General features: G+C 71.3%; 14 protein-coding genes. 7 read left to right on the top strand and 7 right to left on the bottom strand.

The genetic code is table 11. The features are described from left to right. The first annotated feature begins 101 nt into the window (after window positions 1–101). A complete protein-coding gene (locus ACQUSR_RS12670; RefSeq protein WP_431042681.1) occupies window positions 102–2,693 on the top strand; it encodes a bifunctional FO biosynthesis protein CofGH in 2,592 nt (863 codons plus the stop codon). A gap of 80 nt (window positions 2,694–2,773) precedes the next feature. Continuing rightward, on the top strand, window positions 2,774–3,925 hold the full coding sequence (locus tag ACQUSR_RS12665; protein ID WP_431042680.1) for an acyltransferase family protein: 1,152 nt from the start codon (window positions 2,774–2,776) through the stop codon (window positions 3,923–3,925). Between the two features lie 40 nt (window positions 3,926–3,965). On the opposite strand, the gene ACQUSR_RS12660 is transcribed toward ACQUSR_RS12665, so the two are convergent. Continuing rightward, a complete protein-coding gene (locus tag ACQUSR_RS12660) occupies window positions 3,966–4,688 on the bottom strand; it encodes a nucleotidyltransferase domain-containing protein (protein ID WP_431042679.1) in 723 nt (240 codons plus the stop codon). Between the two features lie 91 nt (window positions 4,689–4,779). Further along, the gene (locus ACQUSR_RS12655; RefSeq protein WP_431042678.1) at window positions 4,780–5,937 is read right to left on the bottom strand and encodes a serine hydrolase domain-containing protein; all 1,158 of its coding nucleotides are present in this window, start codon (window positions 5,935–5,937) and stop codon (window positions 4,780–4,782) included. Between the two features lie 156 nt (window positions 5,938–6,093). On the opposite strand from ACQUSR_RS12655, the gene ACQUSR_RS12650 reads away from it, so the two are divergent. The 3 genes from ACQUSR_RS12650 to ACQUSR_RS12640 all read left to right on the top strand — a co-directional run bounded on the left by ACQUSR_RS12650 (window position 6,094) and on the right by ACQUSR_RS12640 (window position 7,218). After that, window positions 6,094–6,480 carry a VOC family protein gene (locus ACQUSR_RS12650; RefSeq protein WP_431042677.1) on the top strand — a complete coding sequence of 129 codons (387 nt, stop codon included), beginning with the start codon at window positions 6,094–6,096 and terminating at the stop codon, window positions 6,478–6,480. Window positions 6,481–6,544: 64 nt separating this feature from the next. Continuing rightward, complete coding sequence (locus tag ACQUSR_RS12645; RefSeq protein ID WP_431042676.1) at window positions 6,545–6,700, top strand: hypothetical protein; 156 nt, start codon at window positions 6,545–6,547, stop codon at window positions 6,698–6,700. A gap of 113 nt (window positions 6,701–6,813) precedes the next feature. After that, complete coding sequence (locus tag ACQUSR_RS12640) at window positions 6,814–7,218, top strand: hypothetical protein (protein WP_431042675.1); 405 nt, start codon at window positions 6,814–6,816, stop codon at window positions 7,216–7,218. On the opposite strand, the gene ACQUSR_RS12635 is transcribed toward ACQUSR_RS12640, so the two are convergent. Continuing rightward, window positions 7,215–7,985 (bottom strand): MBL fold metallo-hydrolase, encoded by a 771-nt coding sequence (locus ACQUSR_RS12635; protein WP_431042674.1) that lies wholly within the window; start codon window positions 7,983–7,985, stop codon window positions 7,215–7,217. The two genes, ACQUSR_RS12640 and ACQUSR_RS12635, sit on opposite strands and share 4 nt — an antisense overlap. 189 nt (window positions 7,986–8,174) lie before the next feature. On the opposite strand from ACQUSR_RS12635, the gene ACQUSR_RS12630 reads away from it, so the two are divergent. Continuing rightward, entirely contained in the window at window positions 8,175–9,299 is a 1,125-nt protein-coding gene (locus ACQUSR_RS12630) for an ADP-ribosylglycohydrolase family protein (protein ID WP_431042673.1), read from the top strand. A gap of 16 nt (window positions 9,300–9,315) precedes the next feature. Here ACQUSR_RS12630 and ACQUSR_RS12625 read toward each other — a convergent pair whose 3' ends face one another. The 4 genes from ACQUSR_RS12625 to ACQUSR_RS12610 all read right to left on the bottom strand — a co-directional run bounded on the left by ACQUSR_RS12625 (window position 9,316) and on the right by ACQUSR_RS12610 (window position 13,191). Further along, a complete protein-coding gene (locus ACQUSR_RS12625) occupies window positions 9,316–10,497 on the bottom strand; it encodes a PLP-dependent aminotransferase family protein (protein ID WP_431042672.1) in 1,182 nt (393 codons plus the stop codon). Window positions 10,498–10,811: 314 nt separating this feature from the next. After that, window positions 10,812–11,021 (bottom strand): DUF397 domain-containing protein, encoded by a 210-nt coding sequence (locus ACQUSR_RS12620; protein ID WP_431042671.1) that lies wholly within the window; start codon window positions 11,019–11,021, stop codon window positions 10,812–10,814. Between the two features lie 168 nt (window positions 11,022–11,189). After that, the gene (locus tag ACQUSR_RS12615) at window positions 11,190–12,062 is read right to left on the bottom strand and encodes a helix-turn-helix domain-containing protein (protein ID WP_431047546.1); all 873 of its coding nucleotides are present in this window, start codon (window positions 12,060–12,062) and stop codon (window positions 11,190–11,192) included. A gap of 385 nt (window positions 12,063–12,447) precedes the next feature. Continuing rightward, window positions 12,448–13,191 carry a GOLPH3/VPS74 family protein gene (locus tag ACQUSR_RS12610; protein WP_431042670.1) on the bottom strand — a complete coding sequence of 248 codons (744 nt, stop codon included), beginning with the start codon at window positions 13,189–13,191 and terminating at the stop codon, window positions 12,448–12,450. 256 nt (window positions 13,192–13,447) lie between these two features. On the opposite strand from ACQUSR_RS12610, the gene ACQUSR_RS12605 reads away from it, so the two are divergent. Beyond that, a complete protein-coding gene (locus tag ACQUSR_RS12605; RefSeq protein WP_431042669.1) occupies window positions 13,448–16,783 on the top strand; it encodes a D-alanyl-D-alanine carboxypeptidase in 3,336 nt (1,111 codons plus the stop codon). The last annotated feature ends 90 nt before the right edge of the window (window positions 16,784–16,873 follow it).

Here is a 16,873-nt window from a genome sequence, read left to right as displayed (position 1 = left end):
GCCCCTATTCCCGGACAGGGCCCGGTCACGCGTGATCAGTCGCACAGATCCGCCGCCCCGGCGGAGCCGCCCGTGTCACAGGCCGCTCGTATCCTCGGAGGATGACCACGAGCGCACAGGGACCCCACACGTCCGCCCCCACCGCCAACGCCATGCGGCGTGCGCTCAAACGCGCCCGTGACGGAGTGGCGCTGGACGTCGCCGAGGCCGCGGTGCTGCTCCAGGCGCGCGACGAGGACCTGGTGGACCTGTGCGCGTCCGCGGCCCGGGTGCGGGACGCGGGCCTGGAGGCCGCGGGACGCCCCGGCGTCATCACGTACTCCAAGAGCGTCTTCATCCCGCTCACCCGCCTCTGCCGCGACAAGTGCCACTACTGCACCTTCGCCACCGTCCCCGGCAAGCTGCGCCGCGCGGGCCACGGAATGTTCATGTCCCCCGACGAAGTCCTCAGCATCGCCCGGCGCGGTGCCGAACTGGGCTGCAAAGAGGCGCTGATCACGCTCGGGGACAAGCCGGAGGAGCGCTGGCCCGAGGCGCGCGAGTGGCTGGAGGCCGAAGGGTACGACGACACCATCGCGTACGTACGGGCCATCTCGATCCGGATCCTGGAGGAGACCGGACTGCTGCCGCACCTCAACCCCGGCATCATGTCCTGGACCGACTTCCAGCGGCTCAAGCCGGTTTCCCCGTCCATGGGGCTGATGCTGGAGACCACGGCGACACGGCTGTGGAGCGAGCCCGGCGGGCCGCACTACGGCTCACCCGACAAGGAGCCCGCCGTCCGGCTGCGGCACCTGGAGGACGCGGGCCGCAGCTCCGTCCCCCTCACCAGCGGCCTGCTGATCGGGATCGGCGAGACGTACGAGGAACGCGCCGAGTCGCTCTTCGCGCTGCGCCGCGTCTCCCGCGCTTACCACGGCATCCAGGAACTCATCATGCAGAACTTCCGCGCCAAGCCGGACACGGCGATGCGCGGCATGCCGGACGCGGAGCTGGACGAACTCGTCGCCACCGTCGCCGTCGCCCGGCACATCATGGGCCCCTCCGCCTGCCTCCAGGCACCGCCCAATCTCGTCGACGACGAGTACGCGCGGCTCATCGGCGCCGGCATCGACGACTGGGGCGGGGTCTCCCCGGTCACCCCGGACCACGTCAACCCCGAGCGCCCCTGGCCCCAGATCGAGGAGCTGGCCGAGCGCTCCGCCGCCGCCGGCTTCGAGCTGCGCGAACGCCTGTGCGTCTACCCGGAGTTCGTGCAGCGCGGCGAGCCCTGGCTGGACCCCCGCCTGCTGCCGCACGTCCGCGCCCTGGCCGACCCGGAGACGGGCCTGGCGCGCGAGGACGCCGTGGTCGAGGGCCACCCCTGGCAGGAGCCCGAGGATGTGTTCGTCGCCTCGGGACGTACGGACCTGCACCACACCATCGACACCGAGGGCCGCACCGGCGACCGCCGCGACGACTTCGACGCCGTGTACGGCGACTGGGACGCGCTGCGGGAGGCGGCGGCCCCCGGCATGGTCCCGGAGAGGATCGACGCGGACGTCCGCGTCGCCCTGGCCCAGGCCGCCGACGACCCCACCAAGCTCACCGACCCGCAGGCCCTGGCCCTGCTGCACGCCGAAGGACCGGCGCTCGACGCCCTGTGCCGGATCGCCGACGACCTGCGCCGCGCGACCGTCGGCGACGACGTGACGTACATCGTCACGCGCAACGTCAACTTCACCAACGTCTGCTACACCGGCTGCCGGTTCTGCGCGTTCGCCCAGCGCAGGACCGACGCCGACGCCTACAGCCTGTCCCTGTCCCAGGTCGCCGACCGGGCGCAGCAGGCGTGGGACGTGGGCGCCGTCGAGGTGTGCATGCAGGGCGGCATCCACCCGGACCTGCCCGGCACCGCGTACTTCGACATCGCGCGCGCGGTGAAGGAACGCGTCCCGGGGATGCACGTCCACGCCTTCTCCCCGATGGAGGTGGTCAACGGCGCGACCCGCACCGGGATGTCCATCCGCGAGTGGCTGACGGCGGCGAAGGAGGCGGGCCTGGACACCATCCCGGGGACCGCCGCCGAGATCCTGGACGACGAGGTGCGCTGGGTCCTCACCAAGGGCAAGCTGCCGACGGCCACGTGGGTCGAGGTGGTGAAGACCGCCCACGAACTGGGCATCCGCTCCTCGTCCACCATGATGTACGGCCATGTGGACCAGCCCCGCCACTGGCTGGGGCACCTGCGCCTGCTCGCCGAGATCCAGCAGGAGACCGGCGGCTTCACGGAGTTCGTGACGCTGCCGTTCATCCACACCAACGCCCCGGTCTACCTGGCGGGCATCGCCCGCCCCGGCCCGACCACCCGGGACAACCGCGCGGTCACCGCGATGGCGCGGCTCCTCCTCCACCCGCACATCACCAACATCCAGACCAGCTGGGTGAAGCTCGGCGCGGACGGAGCGGCGGAGATGCTCCGCTCCGGTGCGAACGACCTGGGCGGCACGCTCATGGAGGAGACCATCTCCCGCATGGCGGGCTCGTCGTACGGCTCGTACCGCTCGATCCGGGACCTGATCGCCATCGCCGAGGCGGCGGGCCGCCCGGCCCGACCCCGTACGACGACGTACGGCGAGGTCCCAGCCGAACGCCGGCAGGCGGCACTGGCCTCGGACGGACATCTGCCGGAGCTGCTGCCGGTGCTCGACTGACGCCTGGTGGCTGGGAACCCGGATGCCGGTGCCGGACAGGAGGGGGGTGACGCCCCCTCCACCAGCCAAAGGTTGACGCTTTGCCAGACACCGTCATACGTGGCCACGCGCCGCGCACGACCGACCGCGCACGCCCGGCGGCCCGCACGACCGACCGCGCACGCCCGGCGGCCCTACCGTCCCGGCTGCCCTCGCTCACCGGCCTCCGCTGGATCGCGGCAGCGACGATCTTCGGTTACCACGTGATGCTGGAGTCCGGGTTCTTCGCCGACAAGCAGGCGCGGGGCGTACTGGAGGTGCTTTTCTCCGGCGGACGCTCCGCCGTCTCCTTCTTCTACGTACTGTCCGGATTCGTCCTCACCTGGTCGGCCGGCTCCACCGTCGCCAAGACCGGCTTCTGGCGCCGGCGGTTCGCCAGGATCTACCCGAGCCACTTCGTCACCTTCCTGGCGGCGGCCGCGTATCTGTCGTGGGCGGGCAGGGACCTCGATCCCCAGCAGGCGATCGCCAACCTCACACTCACCCAGTCGTGGCCGGACGACCGCACCTATTGGTGGAGCTACAACGGCGTGTCCTGGTCGCTGAGCGTGGAGTTCTTCTTCTACCTCACCTTCCCCTTCCTCCTGCCCTTCCTCTCACGTCTGCGCCCGGCGTGGTGGTGGGCCACCGCTGCCGCCTGCGTCGCCGGCGTCATCTGCCTGCCCGTCGTCGCCACGTGGCGGAGCGAACCGACCGTTGGCGGCGACGCCTTCTACGCCGTCTACCAGTTCCCGCCCGCTCGTCTCCTGGAATTCGTGCTGGGCATGGTGCTGGCTCTCCTCGTACGGGACGGACGCTGGCGCGGCCCCGGGATCGTCTGCTCGACGGCGGTATGGGTGGCCGGGCTGCTCCTGACCCGGGAGATCGTCCGTGTCACCGACGAGCCCCTGCTCGCCTGTGCGGCCACCGGCATCGTCGGATGCGCCCTGCTCATCCCGGCGGCCGCCCGCGCCGACGCGGAAGGTTCCGTCTCGGTGTTCCGAACTCCGCGGCTGGTCCGGATGGGCGAGGTGTCCTTCGCGTTCTATCTGGTGCACGAACTGGTCCTTTCACCGCCGTCACCCTGTTCGGCGGCCACCCCGGGCTCGCGACGACACCGGCGCTGGCACTCACCGCGGCCTGCTTCTGCACTGCCCTGGTGCTCGCGGTCCTGCTGCACGACCACGTGGAGAAGCCGTGTGTGCGGTTGTTGACGCGGAAGCGGCGGTGACGACGCTGACCCCGTCCACACGCTCATGGTGCGTGCCCAGGCACCCGAGTAGCGTGCTCGCTGCGAAGAGACCGGCGGCGCACCGAGGCCAGCCAGTCCTCCACGCGCGCGGTGTCGGGGTCCTCCGGCAGGGGGCTGTGCGCGAGGGCCTGGTCGAGGCGCGTGGCGAGCTCGTCGCGCCAGGCGCAGACCTCGTCCCACGGCGTCTCGCCCCGGCGCACGGCGAGCAGCCGGTCGCGGTGCGGCCCGACGTCGACTTGGACGGTGCCGCTCTCAAGGAGCGTGGCGCCGCTTGCCAGCAGGCGCAGCAGATGCATGACGTGCTTCCAGCGCGGCTCGCCCTCCCGTTCCCGCCGCGCCCGCGCCTTGGCGAACTGGGACTGCGCGTAGCGGGCGTAGGTCTGGTGGGCGCGGCGGGAGAGGAAGGCGGGGGAGAGCTCCCGCAGTTCGGCACCGAGCGACGTGCACCGTTCGACGAGAGGGCTGTGCAGGACTTCGAGAAGGTTGGGATTCGCGGACAGGGCCAGCTCGCAGAACCGCTCCACCTCCCAGCTGAACTGCTCGGGCAGCGGGCCGTCCACATGAGTGGGCGGCTTGCTGATGCGCCAGAAGTCCTCGGTGGGCGCGACGTACACCCCGCGTCGATCGACATCCGATGCGGCAGTGGCGAGCCCGAACGCCCGCGAACCCACGACCACCGACAGGATCGTGTGCCGCTCGACCAGGTGCTGCTGCCGCCGTGACATGCGGATCATCTTCGGCGAGGTCGGGATCGCGGGGCCAATGGATTTCGTACGACCTCTCGATGTGTATTCCGTACGAGACCTCTCGATCTGGCTACACGCCGCAGAACTCCGCTTCCAGGAGCGGCGTCGTGTCCGTGCGCCAGGTCATGTCACCGTTCACATTGGCCGCGAAGGAGTGGCGGCCGTCCGGTGTCGCCATCGCGACGGTCGAGGAGCCGTGGACGCCACCGGTGTGCCCCATGACCCTCACCCCGCAGGACAACTCGCGCTCCATGACGCCGAGTCCGTAGCGCAGCTCCGGCAGCTGCTCGTGGACCGGGACCGTCGTCCTCATCTCGTCGAGCTGCTTCGGCGGCAGCAGCTTGCCGCGGAGGAGGGCCGAGTAGAAGCGGTTCAGATCCGCCGAGTCCGAGATCATCTCGCCCGCCGCGCCGGCGAAGGACGGATTGAGCTCCGTCACGTCGTACCGCGTGCCCGCCGGATCGCCGGACAGCCTTTCGTATGCTCGGCTGCTGGGTGCCGGGACGGTGGTCGAGGTGCCGGGCACGGAGGTGCCGCGCAGTCCGAGCGGCCTGATGACGCGGTCGCGGATCTCGTCGGCGTACGGGTTGCCCGTCACCTTCTCGATGATCATTCCGGCGACGATGTAGTTGGTCTTGGAGTAGTTCCAACCCTTGCCGGGCTCGAAGGCCGGGCTGTGGCGCATGGCCATCCGCACCATCTGTTCCGGGGACCATGTGTCGTAGCGATGCTGGAGGAAGCCTTCGCTGTAGACCTTCTCCTGGAACTCTGGATCGGTGTTGAGGTCGAACAGCCCGCTGGTGTGGTTGAGGACCTGCCGAACAGTGATCTTGTCGCCGTCGTTGCCGTTGCCCTCGACGACACCGGGCAGCCACCGCCCGATCGTGTCGTCCATGTCGATACGACCCTCGGCCTCCAGCTGAAGGAGCACGGTCGCGATGAACGTCTTGGTGACGCTGCCGACCCGGTAGTGGTCCCGGTCGCCGCGCGGAGTCCCCTTGTCGAGGTCGCCGAGCCCCGAAGCGGCGTTCCACGTCGCGTACTTGCCGTGGCCCTTGGCCTGCGCGGTCACACCGACGGCTCCAGCCTTGACGATGTCGTCCATGGCCGCCTGAGTCCGCTCGTGATGCGTGGCTCCCGGCGGTGCCGCCAGGGCTGGACTCGTTAACGCCACCGCCATGACCGTTGCCGCGACGGCCGCTGCCGCCAAACCCCTGCGTATGACCATGTGTTGCCCCCCGTTGATGAATGCCGACTGCCGACTGGTTGACAGACGTAACTTACGTGCCCGGTGGCGCTGACCGGCTGGAGATGGCGATGTTGATCAATGTGGAGAGAGTAATGAGGACTGCCCGTGTCCTAGTCCCGCCGTAGCGTCTGCTCCATGAGTACGGCAAATACCTCCGCACCCACGTTCCGCTACTCGGCCGTCACCTTCGACTGCCCGGACCCCGCCGACCTGGCCCGCTTCTACGGCGAGGTCCTCGGCCTGCCCGTCGTCTTCTCCACTGACGACTTCGTCCTGCTCGGCCAGGAGGGCGGGGCCGGACTGGGGTTCAACCGGCTGACCGACTACCGCCGTCCCACCTGGCCGGCTCCTTCCCAGGAGAAGCAGGCCCACATCGAACTGGGCGTCGATGACTTGGATGCCGCCCAGGCCCGACTGCTCGCCTTGGGAGCCGTCAAACCCGAATTCCAGCCGGACCCCAACCGGTGGCGAGTCCTGCTGGACCCGGCAGGCCACCCGTTCTGCATCTCCACCCTGGTCTGAGCGCGATCCGCACCCCCATGACCAGGGTCTGTCCGACGGATCACGCGGTCGTAGGCTCCAGGGCATGCACAGCACCCTGACGGAGCACGCCCGGTGTCTCTACGGAGACGAGCACCGACCGACGCCGGAGTGCGGCCTCGAACACGATGAGCACTCCTTCGTCGAGGCGCTGACCTTTGCTGATGCAGATTCGATCCTCGCCATGCTGCGTGAGCTCTGACCGCAATTGGTTGACGGCTATCTGCCGGTCCGGATCCGGAATCTGGCCTATCGACTGGTGCTCTTGCAGCGGCCGGACGAGCCGGCACTGATGCGAGAGGCCGCCCAGAGTCTGTGGCTGCACGACCCGGACTGGGATGGCATCGCAGCGGACCTGACGAAGCGGGCCGCCGCCCTGGAAGCGGGCTGACCTCGCGGCTGCGCGCCAAGATGCCGCCCGTACCGGACCGTACGCCTCCGCGCCGCGCGCCCCGGCTCATGGAGTGCGCCGTCTGCCGGGCGCCCGGCCGGGCCGAAGCGCTTCCCGGTGGTGTGTGCCGGGAGTGCCGTGGTGAGGTGGCCGGTCCGTACCCGACGCCCGGTGGCCCGGCCGCCGTCGACGTGCGTCGGTACGCGGCGGGTATCCGCGCCGGGATGCGGGGTCGGCCCAAGGAACTGCTCAAGGAGCTGCCCAAGGAGTTGCCCGGCCCCCACCGGCCCGAAGGCCGCCGCCGCTCGGCGACGGTCCAGACGGTCTAGGGGATGGTGAACGTGCTGCCCGGCGCCGCGTAGTCGATCGGGCCGTCGTAGCGCTTCGCGGCGCGGGACACCGCTTCCTCCGGTGTGAGGAAGGGGCCGACGTGCGTGACGATCAGGTGCCCGGCGCGGGCGGAGTGTGCCGTCTGCCCGGTGTCCTCGGGCGTGTGGTGGACCTGTTCGCCGTCGTCGAGGGCGGCGGCGCTCTCCGCCTCGCACAGCAGGACGTCGCAGTCCTCCGCCAGGGTCGTCAGGTTCGCGCAGGGGGCCGTGTCGCCGGAGTAGACGAGTGAGGCTCCGTGGCCCTCGACGCGCACCGCGAAGGCCGGGATTCCGTGGGCGACCGTCCTGCTGGTCAGCGTGAGGCCGCCGACCTGGGCGCGGTGCCCGTCGTGCAGCTCCTGGACGGCGAAGGCCGACTCGATGGGGCTGCGTACCGACGTGTTGGTGAGGAAGTGCGCCAGCCGGTCGGCGATGCCCGGCGGGCCGTACAGCGGGATCGGTGCCGTGAGTTCCACATCGGCGTACAGGGCGCCGTAGTAGGCGGTGAGCAGATCCGCGCTGTGGTCGGCGTGCAGGTGGGAGATCCAGATCCCGTCGAGCCGGTCCAGGGTGGTGTGCCGCAGCAGCGCGGCCAGGGTCCCGGTGCCGGCGTCCAGCCACAGCCTGGTGTCCGCGGTCGACACCAGGTAGCCGGAGCACGGGTTGTCCGGCGCGGGGTAGGGCGTGGCGCTGCCGAGAACGGTGAGGTCGAAGGCGTGATTTCTCATCGGCGCAGCCTAGGGGCCGCTCATCGGCGCAGCCTAGGGTTCGCTCGTTGGCGCAGCCCAGGGTCCGCGCGGCGGCCCGCGTCATGACGTCATTCACATTCATCGCCGGGCTCTGGCCCGTTCTCCTCGGTCCATTACAGTGCTCGCCAGTTCGAGACCGTACGAAGGGCTACGGAGAGGAGCGGGGTCGTGACCGCAAGCGCCGGCGCTGCGGCCGCCGTGTGGGGCCGTGCCGAACAGCAGGACTTCCGCAGCCGGGTGCGTGGCTGTCTGCTCGGCGGGGCCATCGGGGACGCGCTCGGCGCGGCGATCGAGTTCCTCTCACTCGCGGACATCCGGCAGGGCCACGGGCCCTCGGGCGTCACCGACTTCGTCCCGGCGTACGGAAGGCGCGGCAGCGTCACCGACGACACCCAGATGACGCTGTTCACCGTCGACGGGCTGATACGGGCCCAGGTTCGGCGCGACACCGGCGCCTGGCATCCACCCACCGACGTCCACTCCGCGCACCGCCGCTGGTACGCCACTCAGCGCGACTGGGGGCCCGACGAGCGCAAGGAGGACGACGGCTGGCTGGCGCGCGAGGAGTGGCTGTACGCGCAGCGCGCGCCCGGCCGGGCCTGTCTGTCCGGGCTGGCCGACGCGGCCATGGGCACCCTCGACAGTCCCAAGAACCCCGACTCCAAGGGCTGCGGCGCGGTCATGCGGTCCGCGCCCTTCGGCCTGCTGGTGGGCTGGGAGCCCCAGTTGGTCTTCCAGCTCGCCATCGAGTGCGCGGCCCAGACCCACGGGCATCCCACCGGCTATCTCTCGGCCGGTGCCTTCGCGCTGATCGTGCACGGGCTCGCGCGCGGCGAGGACCTGGACGGCTCCGTTCAGCGCGCCCTGGTGCACCTGGCGACCCGGCCGGGGCACGAGGAGACGGCGGACGCGCTCAAGCACGCCCTCGGCGCCGTACGGCAGGGGCTGCCGACGCCCGAGCGGGTCGAGTCCCTGGGCGAGGGCTGGACGGGAGACGAGGCGCTGGCGATGGGCGTGTACTGCGCGCTGGTCGCCGAGGACGTACGCCACGGCCTGCTGCTCGCCGTCAACCACGGCGGGGACAGCGACTCCACCGGCTCCATCTGCGGCAATCTGCTGGGCGCGCTGCACGGCGAGACCGCGCTGCCGCCGGCCTGGCTGGCCGAGGTGGAGGGGCGCGCCACGATCCTCGAACTCGCCGACGACTTCGCGATGGAGATGACCCAGGGGCCGGCGCTGCACGGGCCCGCGTCCTCCGCCCCGGCCTGGCTGGCCCGCTACCCGCGCGCTTGATCCGGAGCCCGGACGGTCAGCGCAGCGCCCTCGCCAGGCGGCGCAGCCCCTCCCCGATCTCCTCCGGGGTGTGCGTCACGAACGACAGCCGCAGTGCCGCCGGGTCCGGGTCGCCCGCGAAGAACGGCGCCCCCGGCACGTACGCCACGTCATGCCGCACGGCCACCCGTAGCCGGTCCGTCGCGTCGTGCCCGTGCGGCAGGGACGCCCAGACGAACATGCCGCCTTCCGGTTCGTTCCAGCGCGAACCCTCCGGCAGCGCCTCGGGCAGGCCCGCGAGCAGCGCGTCGCGGCGCTCGCGGTACGCGTCGCGCACCCGCCCCAGGTGCGCCCCCAGGTCGGCGTCGGCCAGATAGCGGGCGACCGCCAGCTGCACGACGGTCGGGGTGTGCAGGTCCGCGGCCTGCTTGGCGACGACGCAGGCGCGGCGCAGCGCCGCCGGGGCGCGCAGCCAGCCCACCCGCAGTCCGGGGGACATGGTCTTGGAGTAACTGCCGATCAGGACGGTGCGGTCGGCTGCTTCCGGGTACGAGGCTATCCAGGGCTGCGGCTCGCCGCTGTACCGCAGCTCCCCGTACGGGTCGTCCTCGACGATCCACAGCCCGTGCCGTTCCGCGACCGCCGCGACCGCCCGCCGCCGCTCGGCGGGCAGTGTGCGACCGGTGGGGTTCTGGAAGGTCGGGATCGTGTAGAGCGCTTTGGGCCGGTGGGCGGTGACCAGCTCCGCAAGCGCCACAGGGTCCAGGCCGTCGTCGTCCGACGGCACCGGCACGACTCGCGCGCCCGCGAGCCCGAAGCACTGCAACGCCGCGAGATAGCTGGGGTTCTCCACCAGGACCACGTCCCCCGGCTCCAGCAGTGCCGCCGTCAGCAGCGACAGCGCCTGCTGCGACCCGGAGGTGACGAGGAGCTGGTCCGCCCCGGTCGGCAGCCCGCGCGCGGTGAGCCGGGCGGCGGTGGCGGCGCGCAGCCCGGTGTCCCCCTCGGTGGTGGAGTACTGCATCGCCTGCCGCGGAGCCTCGGCCAGAACGTTCCGGAAGGCGGCCGAGACGCCTTCGGTGTCGAAGAGTTCGGGTGCGGGCAGACCGCCCGCGAAGGAGATGACCTCGGGGCGAGCGGTCAGAGCGAGGATGTCGCGTACCGGCGAACCGGCCACGGAAGTGGCGCGAGTGGCGAGATCGGGGACATCGGCGCGCATGGCGACTCCTTCGCTCGTGTGCCCTTACGGAGGTGGAGGCACGGACAGACGAAGGAGATCCTACGGAACAAGTTCAGCACGCAACGAGTTGTCCGCCGACTGGACGCGAACAGCGAAGGGAATTCCATTCCGGATTAAAGAATCCGGGGCCGCGAAAACGAGGAAACCGGCGAGTGTTCCGCAGGCCCGACAGGTGGTCAGGTGGTGCGCTGCGGGCTGGCGGCGCGGAGAATAGCAACGGGCCCTCTCGGCAGGGACGGCGACCGGTCGAGAGAGCCCGCGAGGGGTGTTGCTACGTGGTACGGCCGAAGCGATCAATCGATGTCGAACGCTCCACGCGAGACATCCGCGACAAACGCGGACCACGATTCCGGGGCGAAGCCGAGAGCCGGTCCCTGGGGGTCCTTGGAATCGCGCACGGCGACAGTGACCGGAGCGGGAGAGGCCACCTCGACACAGGCGCCGTTGCCGCCCGAGTAGGAGGATTTCATCCACTCGCTCTGCTTTCCGAGCTGAATTGACACGTCTACTCCGATGCGTTCGGTGGTGTGTTTTCCGCCTCCGTCAGGAGGTGTGATCGACACTACTCGGCGGCATCGGCGTGCGGATGACGCGTTCACTCGACCGGATGGCATATTCCGTTTTCGTCTTCCGCGGTGCAGGTGCCGCGGTGTACGCTCCGGCCGCCCCGGTCAGTTCGATCCTTTTCGGTCGAGATGTTGCTGAGCCATCTCCAGGATGAACTGACGGCTCTGGTCCACGTTCAGCGCCTGGGCCCGCAGATGCTCGTACATCATGCTGTAGCTCTGTACGTCGGTGAGTTTCTCCAGGTAGAGATCGCTGGTCACACCTTCGAGATAGACCACGCTGGTGTCCGACTCATCCGAGAACTCCAAAATGGCGAACTGCCCGCTCATCCCCGGATGCGAGCCCATGTCGAATGGCAGTGCCTGGACCGTCACGTGCGGCTCGTAACTCATGCGGACCAGGTACTCCAGCTGATCGCTCATGATCTGCGGGCTGCCGACCACCCGGCGCATGGCCGACTCGTCCACCACCGCCCACAGCCGCAGCGGGCTCAACGGATCGGTGATCCGCTCCTGGCGCCGCATCCGCACCTGGACCCGCTGGGCGATGTGCTCGGGCGTGGCCTCCGGAAGCGCGCCGCCGATCACCGCCTCCGCGTACTGCGGAGTCTGCAGCAGGCCCGGCAGAATCTGCGGCTCGTACACCCGCAGTGACGCGGCGTCGGTCTCGAAGCCGATGTACACGCTGTACGGCACATCGCCGAAGGCGTTCCACCAGCCCTGCTGACGGGAATCCTTGGCCATTTGCATCAGCGATTCGACGAGATGTTTGTCCTCGACCCGGTACACCCGGCAGAGGTCGCGCACATCGCGCTGGCTGATACTGCGGCGGCCGTTCTCCAGTCGGCTGATCTTCGACTGGGAGACCATCAGCTCCTCCGCCACCTCCTCCGCCGTCATGCCCTTCTCCTGGCGGAGCCTGCGCAGTTCTTGGCCCAACCGGCGTCGCCTGACGGTGGGGCCGACGTTGGACGTCACGTGACGTGCACCTCCGGCTTCGTACAGCTGCTTCATGCTGGTCAGCAGCCTGCCACCAACGGTCGGCAACGCGCTGGGAAATGGCCGCATAAAGTTCTCATCCGCACAGACCCGGTCGTCGATGTGGTATGGCCGGGCGCGTCGCGGCGCGGCGTGGCCGTACCGCCCGTGGAACGGCGCGCGGGGCGGCGGACCAGCCGTCATGCGGGCGGCCGGCCCACCGCCCCGCGCGTCACAGCGGCTCCCGTACCGGGTCAGTGGGGACTGCGGTGCGGTCGGTAGAGCATCGGTGGAGCGTTTGTGCGACCTGTGCGATCTGCACGGCCTTGCGCGGTCGCGGAGCGTCGGTGGAGCGGAAACGGTCCCGCACCGCGGCGTCGTGGGCTCAGCGTGCCCCGACGCGGGCCATGCTCCCGCGGCGGACCGGCTGCGCCGGCACACCGGCCGCGGGCTCCGTGCGGGCCCCGGACTGCCGTCCCGTGCCCGGCGCGCGCCTGGGCTGCGCCGCCACACCGTTCTGCACATCCATCACGGCGTGCGCCACGAGCCCGCCCATCGGGTCGTGCCTGATCAGATCCCGGAGCCGGGAGCGCGAAGAACGCCCCTCGTTCCCGGGGTAGAGGTGCTTGCCGAGACCGACCGCGTGGGCCAGAGCGGCGAGCGCCGCGGTCCGCGGGTCCGGCGGTACGCCGGTGCGGATCGCGTTGTCCAGCCGGGCTCTGATCTCCCGGCTGATGGCCGTGTCCGTCGCTTGGTAGCGAGTCGTCGGCAGTACCCCGCACATCTGGCCCGCCACGGCATGCACCATGCCGCACCGCTCCAGGTGCGTGAGATACGTCTGGCGCAGCCCCAGCCGGGGCCCGCCGATCCAGTGAACGGCCCGCACCGGGCTGCCGCGGCGGCGCAGCAGTTCGAGCGCGGAGTCCAGTGTCGGATCTCCGGTCGGCCGTGGCAGCACCACGGCGATACGATCCCCGTCCGGGGCTATCCGTCCTGCCAGGGCCAGCTCCACTAGCTGCGCCCCGGCAAGACCCAGGTCGAGCGACTGCGGCTGCGCCGTGGTACCCGTGGCCGGGTCCAGGGCCAGCAGCAGAAGCTCCTCCGGAATTGTTCTGCGGCTCCTGCCCATCCATGCCTCCCCGCGTGGATGAATGACAGGGTGACCCCTCTCACATTGGGTTGTCGAGAGTGCGTGGGGGGTTAGGGAGGGAACCGGTAGGTATGTCGTTCTCGTCTAGCACGAGGGCGGCGCCCTGAACGGGCTTTCCGGCTGCGCCGCTGCACGGATGTGCGGCGGGGACACACGACACTGGTAAATGGTTCAACGGCGGGACGTCGCCATCGGATGGCGGGCGTCCCGTGTGGCGCATGGCGAGGAGGCAGCGGTGGCGGGCGAGTCCCCCGACACGTCGGAGCAGCAGAAGTCGTCGGGGGAGGCGACTCCGGGCGAACGCGACCCGCGGCTCGCGGTCTTCCGTACTGCGGAAGCCTCCCGCGACGCCGACGAGGGTCGCGACGCGGATGGCGCAGGCGACGCGGATGGCACGGATGGTGCGGACGGCGGCCTGGGTGCGGACGCGAAGCCGGTGGGTGCCGCGGACGCCGAGGCGTCTGCGGCTGCCGCCGAGACCACCGATGGCGATGTTCGCAAGGGCGAAGTCGTGAACGCGCGGGAGAGCGGGGAGAGTCGGGAGAGCAAGGACGGACGTCCGGCCGCAGGGCCGCTGCCCGTCCGTCCCGGCGCGCGCGGCAACGGCGCGGCGAAGAGCGCCGGCGACGGCGCGGCGCCCCGGTCCGCGGATGGCGGCGCGACCGCCGATTCCGATACGCCCGCCGACGCGTCCGCTCCGGGCGACTCCGGTGCGGCCGGTTCTGGTAAGGGCGACTCCGGTGCGGCCGGTTCCGGTAAGGGCGGGTCCGGTACGGGCGGTGACGCGCGGCTGCGGGCCGCCGTCGCGGCCTGGGTGTCCGGCGCGAGCGAGGACGAGAACGGCGAGAACGGCGGCGCGTCCCGGCCCGGCGCGGGCTCCGGCGAGGCGGCGGAAACGCCGGTGCGGACCGGCGGGGACGAGGCCGAGGGCGACGACCAGGCGCGGCGCGACGACAGCCGGACCATGGTCTTCGGCACGATGCGGCAGAAGTCCGACGAGCAGCCCGTGGACCGGGCGACGGCGGTGTTCGGCACCGTGCGCCCGGCGTCCGGGGAAGCGGAGGCGGACGGCGCGGACACGAACCGGTCCGCGGGCGGAGCGGAGTCGGCCGAGCGGAAGTCGGCGGACCGCGCCACGGCGTTCTTCGGCGCGGTACGGGCCAAGGAAGCGGAGCCGGAGCGCCCGAGCGGTCCGGGGGAGCCGGACGGCGAGTCCGCCGACCGCACCTCCGCCGAGCGCAGATCCGCGGACCGGGCGACGGCCTTCTTCGGTGCTGTACGGCCCAGGAACCCGGAGGCGGCGGAGTCCGGGAAGCCGGGCTCGGGCCCCGACGCCGGGACCGGCGCCGCGGGCGGGGCCGGCGATGACTCCGGCGACGGCGACACCGGGCGCGAGGCCGACGACGACAGCGACACCAAGAGCGCGGACGCCAAGACCGGCGACGGCGGTGCTCCGGCCGGTGAGCGGCCTTCCCGTGACCGGGCGACGGCGGTGTTCGGCACTGTACGGACCGCGGCTTCGGATGCGGACGCGGAGTCGGCCAGTGGCCAGGACGGTGCGAAGACGGGCGACGGCGGCGCCTCGGCCGGTCAGGATCCTTCCCGTGACCGGGCGACGGCGGTGTTCGGCACCGTACGGACCGCGGCTTCGGACGCGGACGCCGAGTCGGACAGTGGCAAGTCGGGTGACCGGTCGACCGCCGCGCCAGGCGCCCAGGGCAAGGACGCGGCCGGGACCAGCGCCACCGACGGCGCCAGGACTGCCGACGGCGCCGGGACCACCGGCACCACCGGCGGCACTGAGACCACCGGCCGCGCCAAGACCGGCGACAGCGCCAAGGGCACCGGTGACGGCGCCAAGAGCACTGGCGACGGCGCCGCGCCCACCGACAGCGCCAAGGGCAGCGGCCACGCCGGCGGTGGCAGCGCCAAGGGCACCGGCCGTGCCGGCAGTGGCAAGGCCGCCGCCGGTGGGGTGGCCAAGCCGGCCGCCGACCAGCCCACCACCGCCCTCAAGGCGTTCGGGGCCCCGCCCGCCGGGGTCGCCGACGAGGAGCGCGCGCCCCGGCGCGCCGGCGGTGAGTCGGCCGCCGACGGCGCGGGTTCGGGGCGGCCGAGCACGTTCGTACCCCTGCGGTCCGCGGATGACCGCGCCACCGCCGCGCCCGCCGCCACCGCCGCCACCGCCGCGCCCGCCGCCACTGCCGCGCCCGCCGGGCTGGCCGAGGCCGAGCGGACCAAGCAGCAGCCGCTGCCGCCGGTGCCGCCGCCCGGGGAGCCCGCGCCGCTGGACCTGCTCGCCCAGCTGACGAACACCCCGCCGCCGCCGGAGACCCCGGTGCGCACCATCGTGCGGCGGTTCAAGATCTGGACGCCGCTGGTCATCCTGCTGGTGGTCATCCTCGGCACGGTGCAGGCGCTGCGCCCGGTGCCGGAGCCCGAGCTCAAGCTCGCCGACACGGCCTCGTACACCTTCGACGGCGACGCGTTCACGATGCCGTGGCCGCAGGAGGGCCAGGCGGCCGCCGAGGTCGAGGGCGTCGGCAGCCTGGGCAGCTACGGTCCGCAGAAGCCGGTGCCGATCGCCAGCGTCACCAAGGTGATGACGGCGTACGTGCTGCTCAAGGAGCGCCCGCTCAAGCCCGAGGACCAGGGCCCCAAGATCCGTATCGACGCCCAGGCGGGCTCCGAGTCCGACGCCAAGAACGAGTCGCGGGTGGAGGTGAAGGAGAACCAGGAGTACACCTACCGGCAGATGCTGGAGATGATGATGATCCCGTCCGGGAACAACATCTCCCGCCAGCTCGCCCGGTGGGAGGCCGGTACCGAGGCCGCGTTCGTGAAGAAGATGAACGCCGCCGCCAAGGACCTCGGGATGACCAACACCACCTACACCGACCCCAGCGGACTCCGCGCCGAAACCAAGTCCACGGCCGTGGACCAGCTCAAGCTGGCCAAGGCGGTCATGAAGGACAAGACCTTCCGGCAGATCGTCAGGACCCCGGACCAGGCGATCCCCGGCGTGCCGGACCGCCTCATCAACAACAACAAGCTGCTCATGCAGCAGGAGGGCACGGCCGGCATCAAGACCGGCTCCAGCTCCCCCGCAGGCGGCGCGCTGATGTGGGCCGCGTATCGGACGGTCGACGGCAAGGACCGGCTGATCCTCGGCGTCACCCTCCACCAGTACTACGGCAACAGCACCGACTCCAACGCCCACCTGCTGAAGGTGCTCCAGGTGAGCAAGCCGCAGATCGCCGCAGTACGCGACGCGCTGACCTCCGCCACGTTGGTGAAGAAGGGGCAGGTCGTCGGCCACGTGGACGACGGCCTCGGTGGCACCGTCCCGGTGGTGGCCACCAAGGACCTCAAGGCCGCCGGCTGGCCCGGCCTGAAGGTCGCGTTCAAACTGAGCACCGGCGGCAAGGCGGTCCCGCGCTCGGCCGACGCGGGCACGGTCGTCGGCACGCTCACCGTGGGGAGCGGCCCGGAGGCGGCCAAGGTCCCGGTGGCGCTCCAGGACGACCTCACCGAGCCGTCCTTCGGCACGAAGCTGACCCGCGTCGGCTGAGGTTCGACCGGCGACCACGCACCGGTGTCCGCCCCGCCGCCCGCATGGCGGCGGGGTGGGCCCACCGCCCCGCGGAGGCGGCGGGACAGC

It is taken from the genome of Streptomyces sp. P1-3 (assembly GCF_050613155.1).
Lineage (GTDB): Bacteria > Actinomycetota > Actinomycetes > Streptomycetales > Streptomycetaceae > Streptomyces.
This window is presented reverse-complemented; position numbering and strand designations above follow the sequence as displayed.

Bases quoted from the DNA above. Each gene is read 5' to 3' on its own strand.
- ACQUSR_RS12635 (WP_431042674.1), bottom strand. From the start codon at position 7,985: ATGAGAAATCACGCCTTCGACCTCACCGTTCTCGGCAGCGCCACGCCC.
- ACQUSR_RS12645 (WP_431042676.1), top strand. From the start codon at position 6,545: ATGCACAGCACCCTGACGGAGCACGCCCGGTGTCTCTACGGAGACGAG.
- ACQUSR_RS12670 (WP_431042681.1), top strand. From the start codon at position 102: ATGACCACGAGCGCACAGGGACCCCACACGTCCGCCCCCACCGCCAAC.
- ACQUSR_RS12610 (WP_431042670.1), bottom strand. From the start codon at position 13,191: ATGGGCAGGAGCCGCAGAACAATTCCGGAGGAGCTTCTGCTGCTGGCC.
- ACQUSR_RS12625 (WP_431042672.1), bottom strand. From the start codon at position 10,497: ATGCGCGCCGATGTCCCCGATCTCGCCACTCGCGCCACTTCCGTGGCC.
- ACQUSR_RS12655 (WP_431042678.1), bottom strand. From the start codon at position 5,937: ATGGTCATACGCAGGGGTTTGGCGGCAGCGGCCGTCGCGGCAACGGTC.
- ACQUSR_RS12650 (WP_431042677.1), top strand. From the start codon at position 6,094: ATGAGTACGGCAAATACCTCCGCACCCACGTTCCGCTACTCGGCCGTC.
- ACQUSR_RS12660 (WP_431042679.1), bottom strand. From the start codon at position 4,688: ATGTCACGGCGGCAGCAGCACCTGGTCGAGCGGCACACGATCCTGTCG.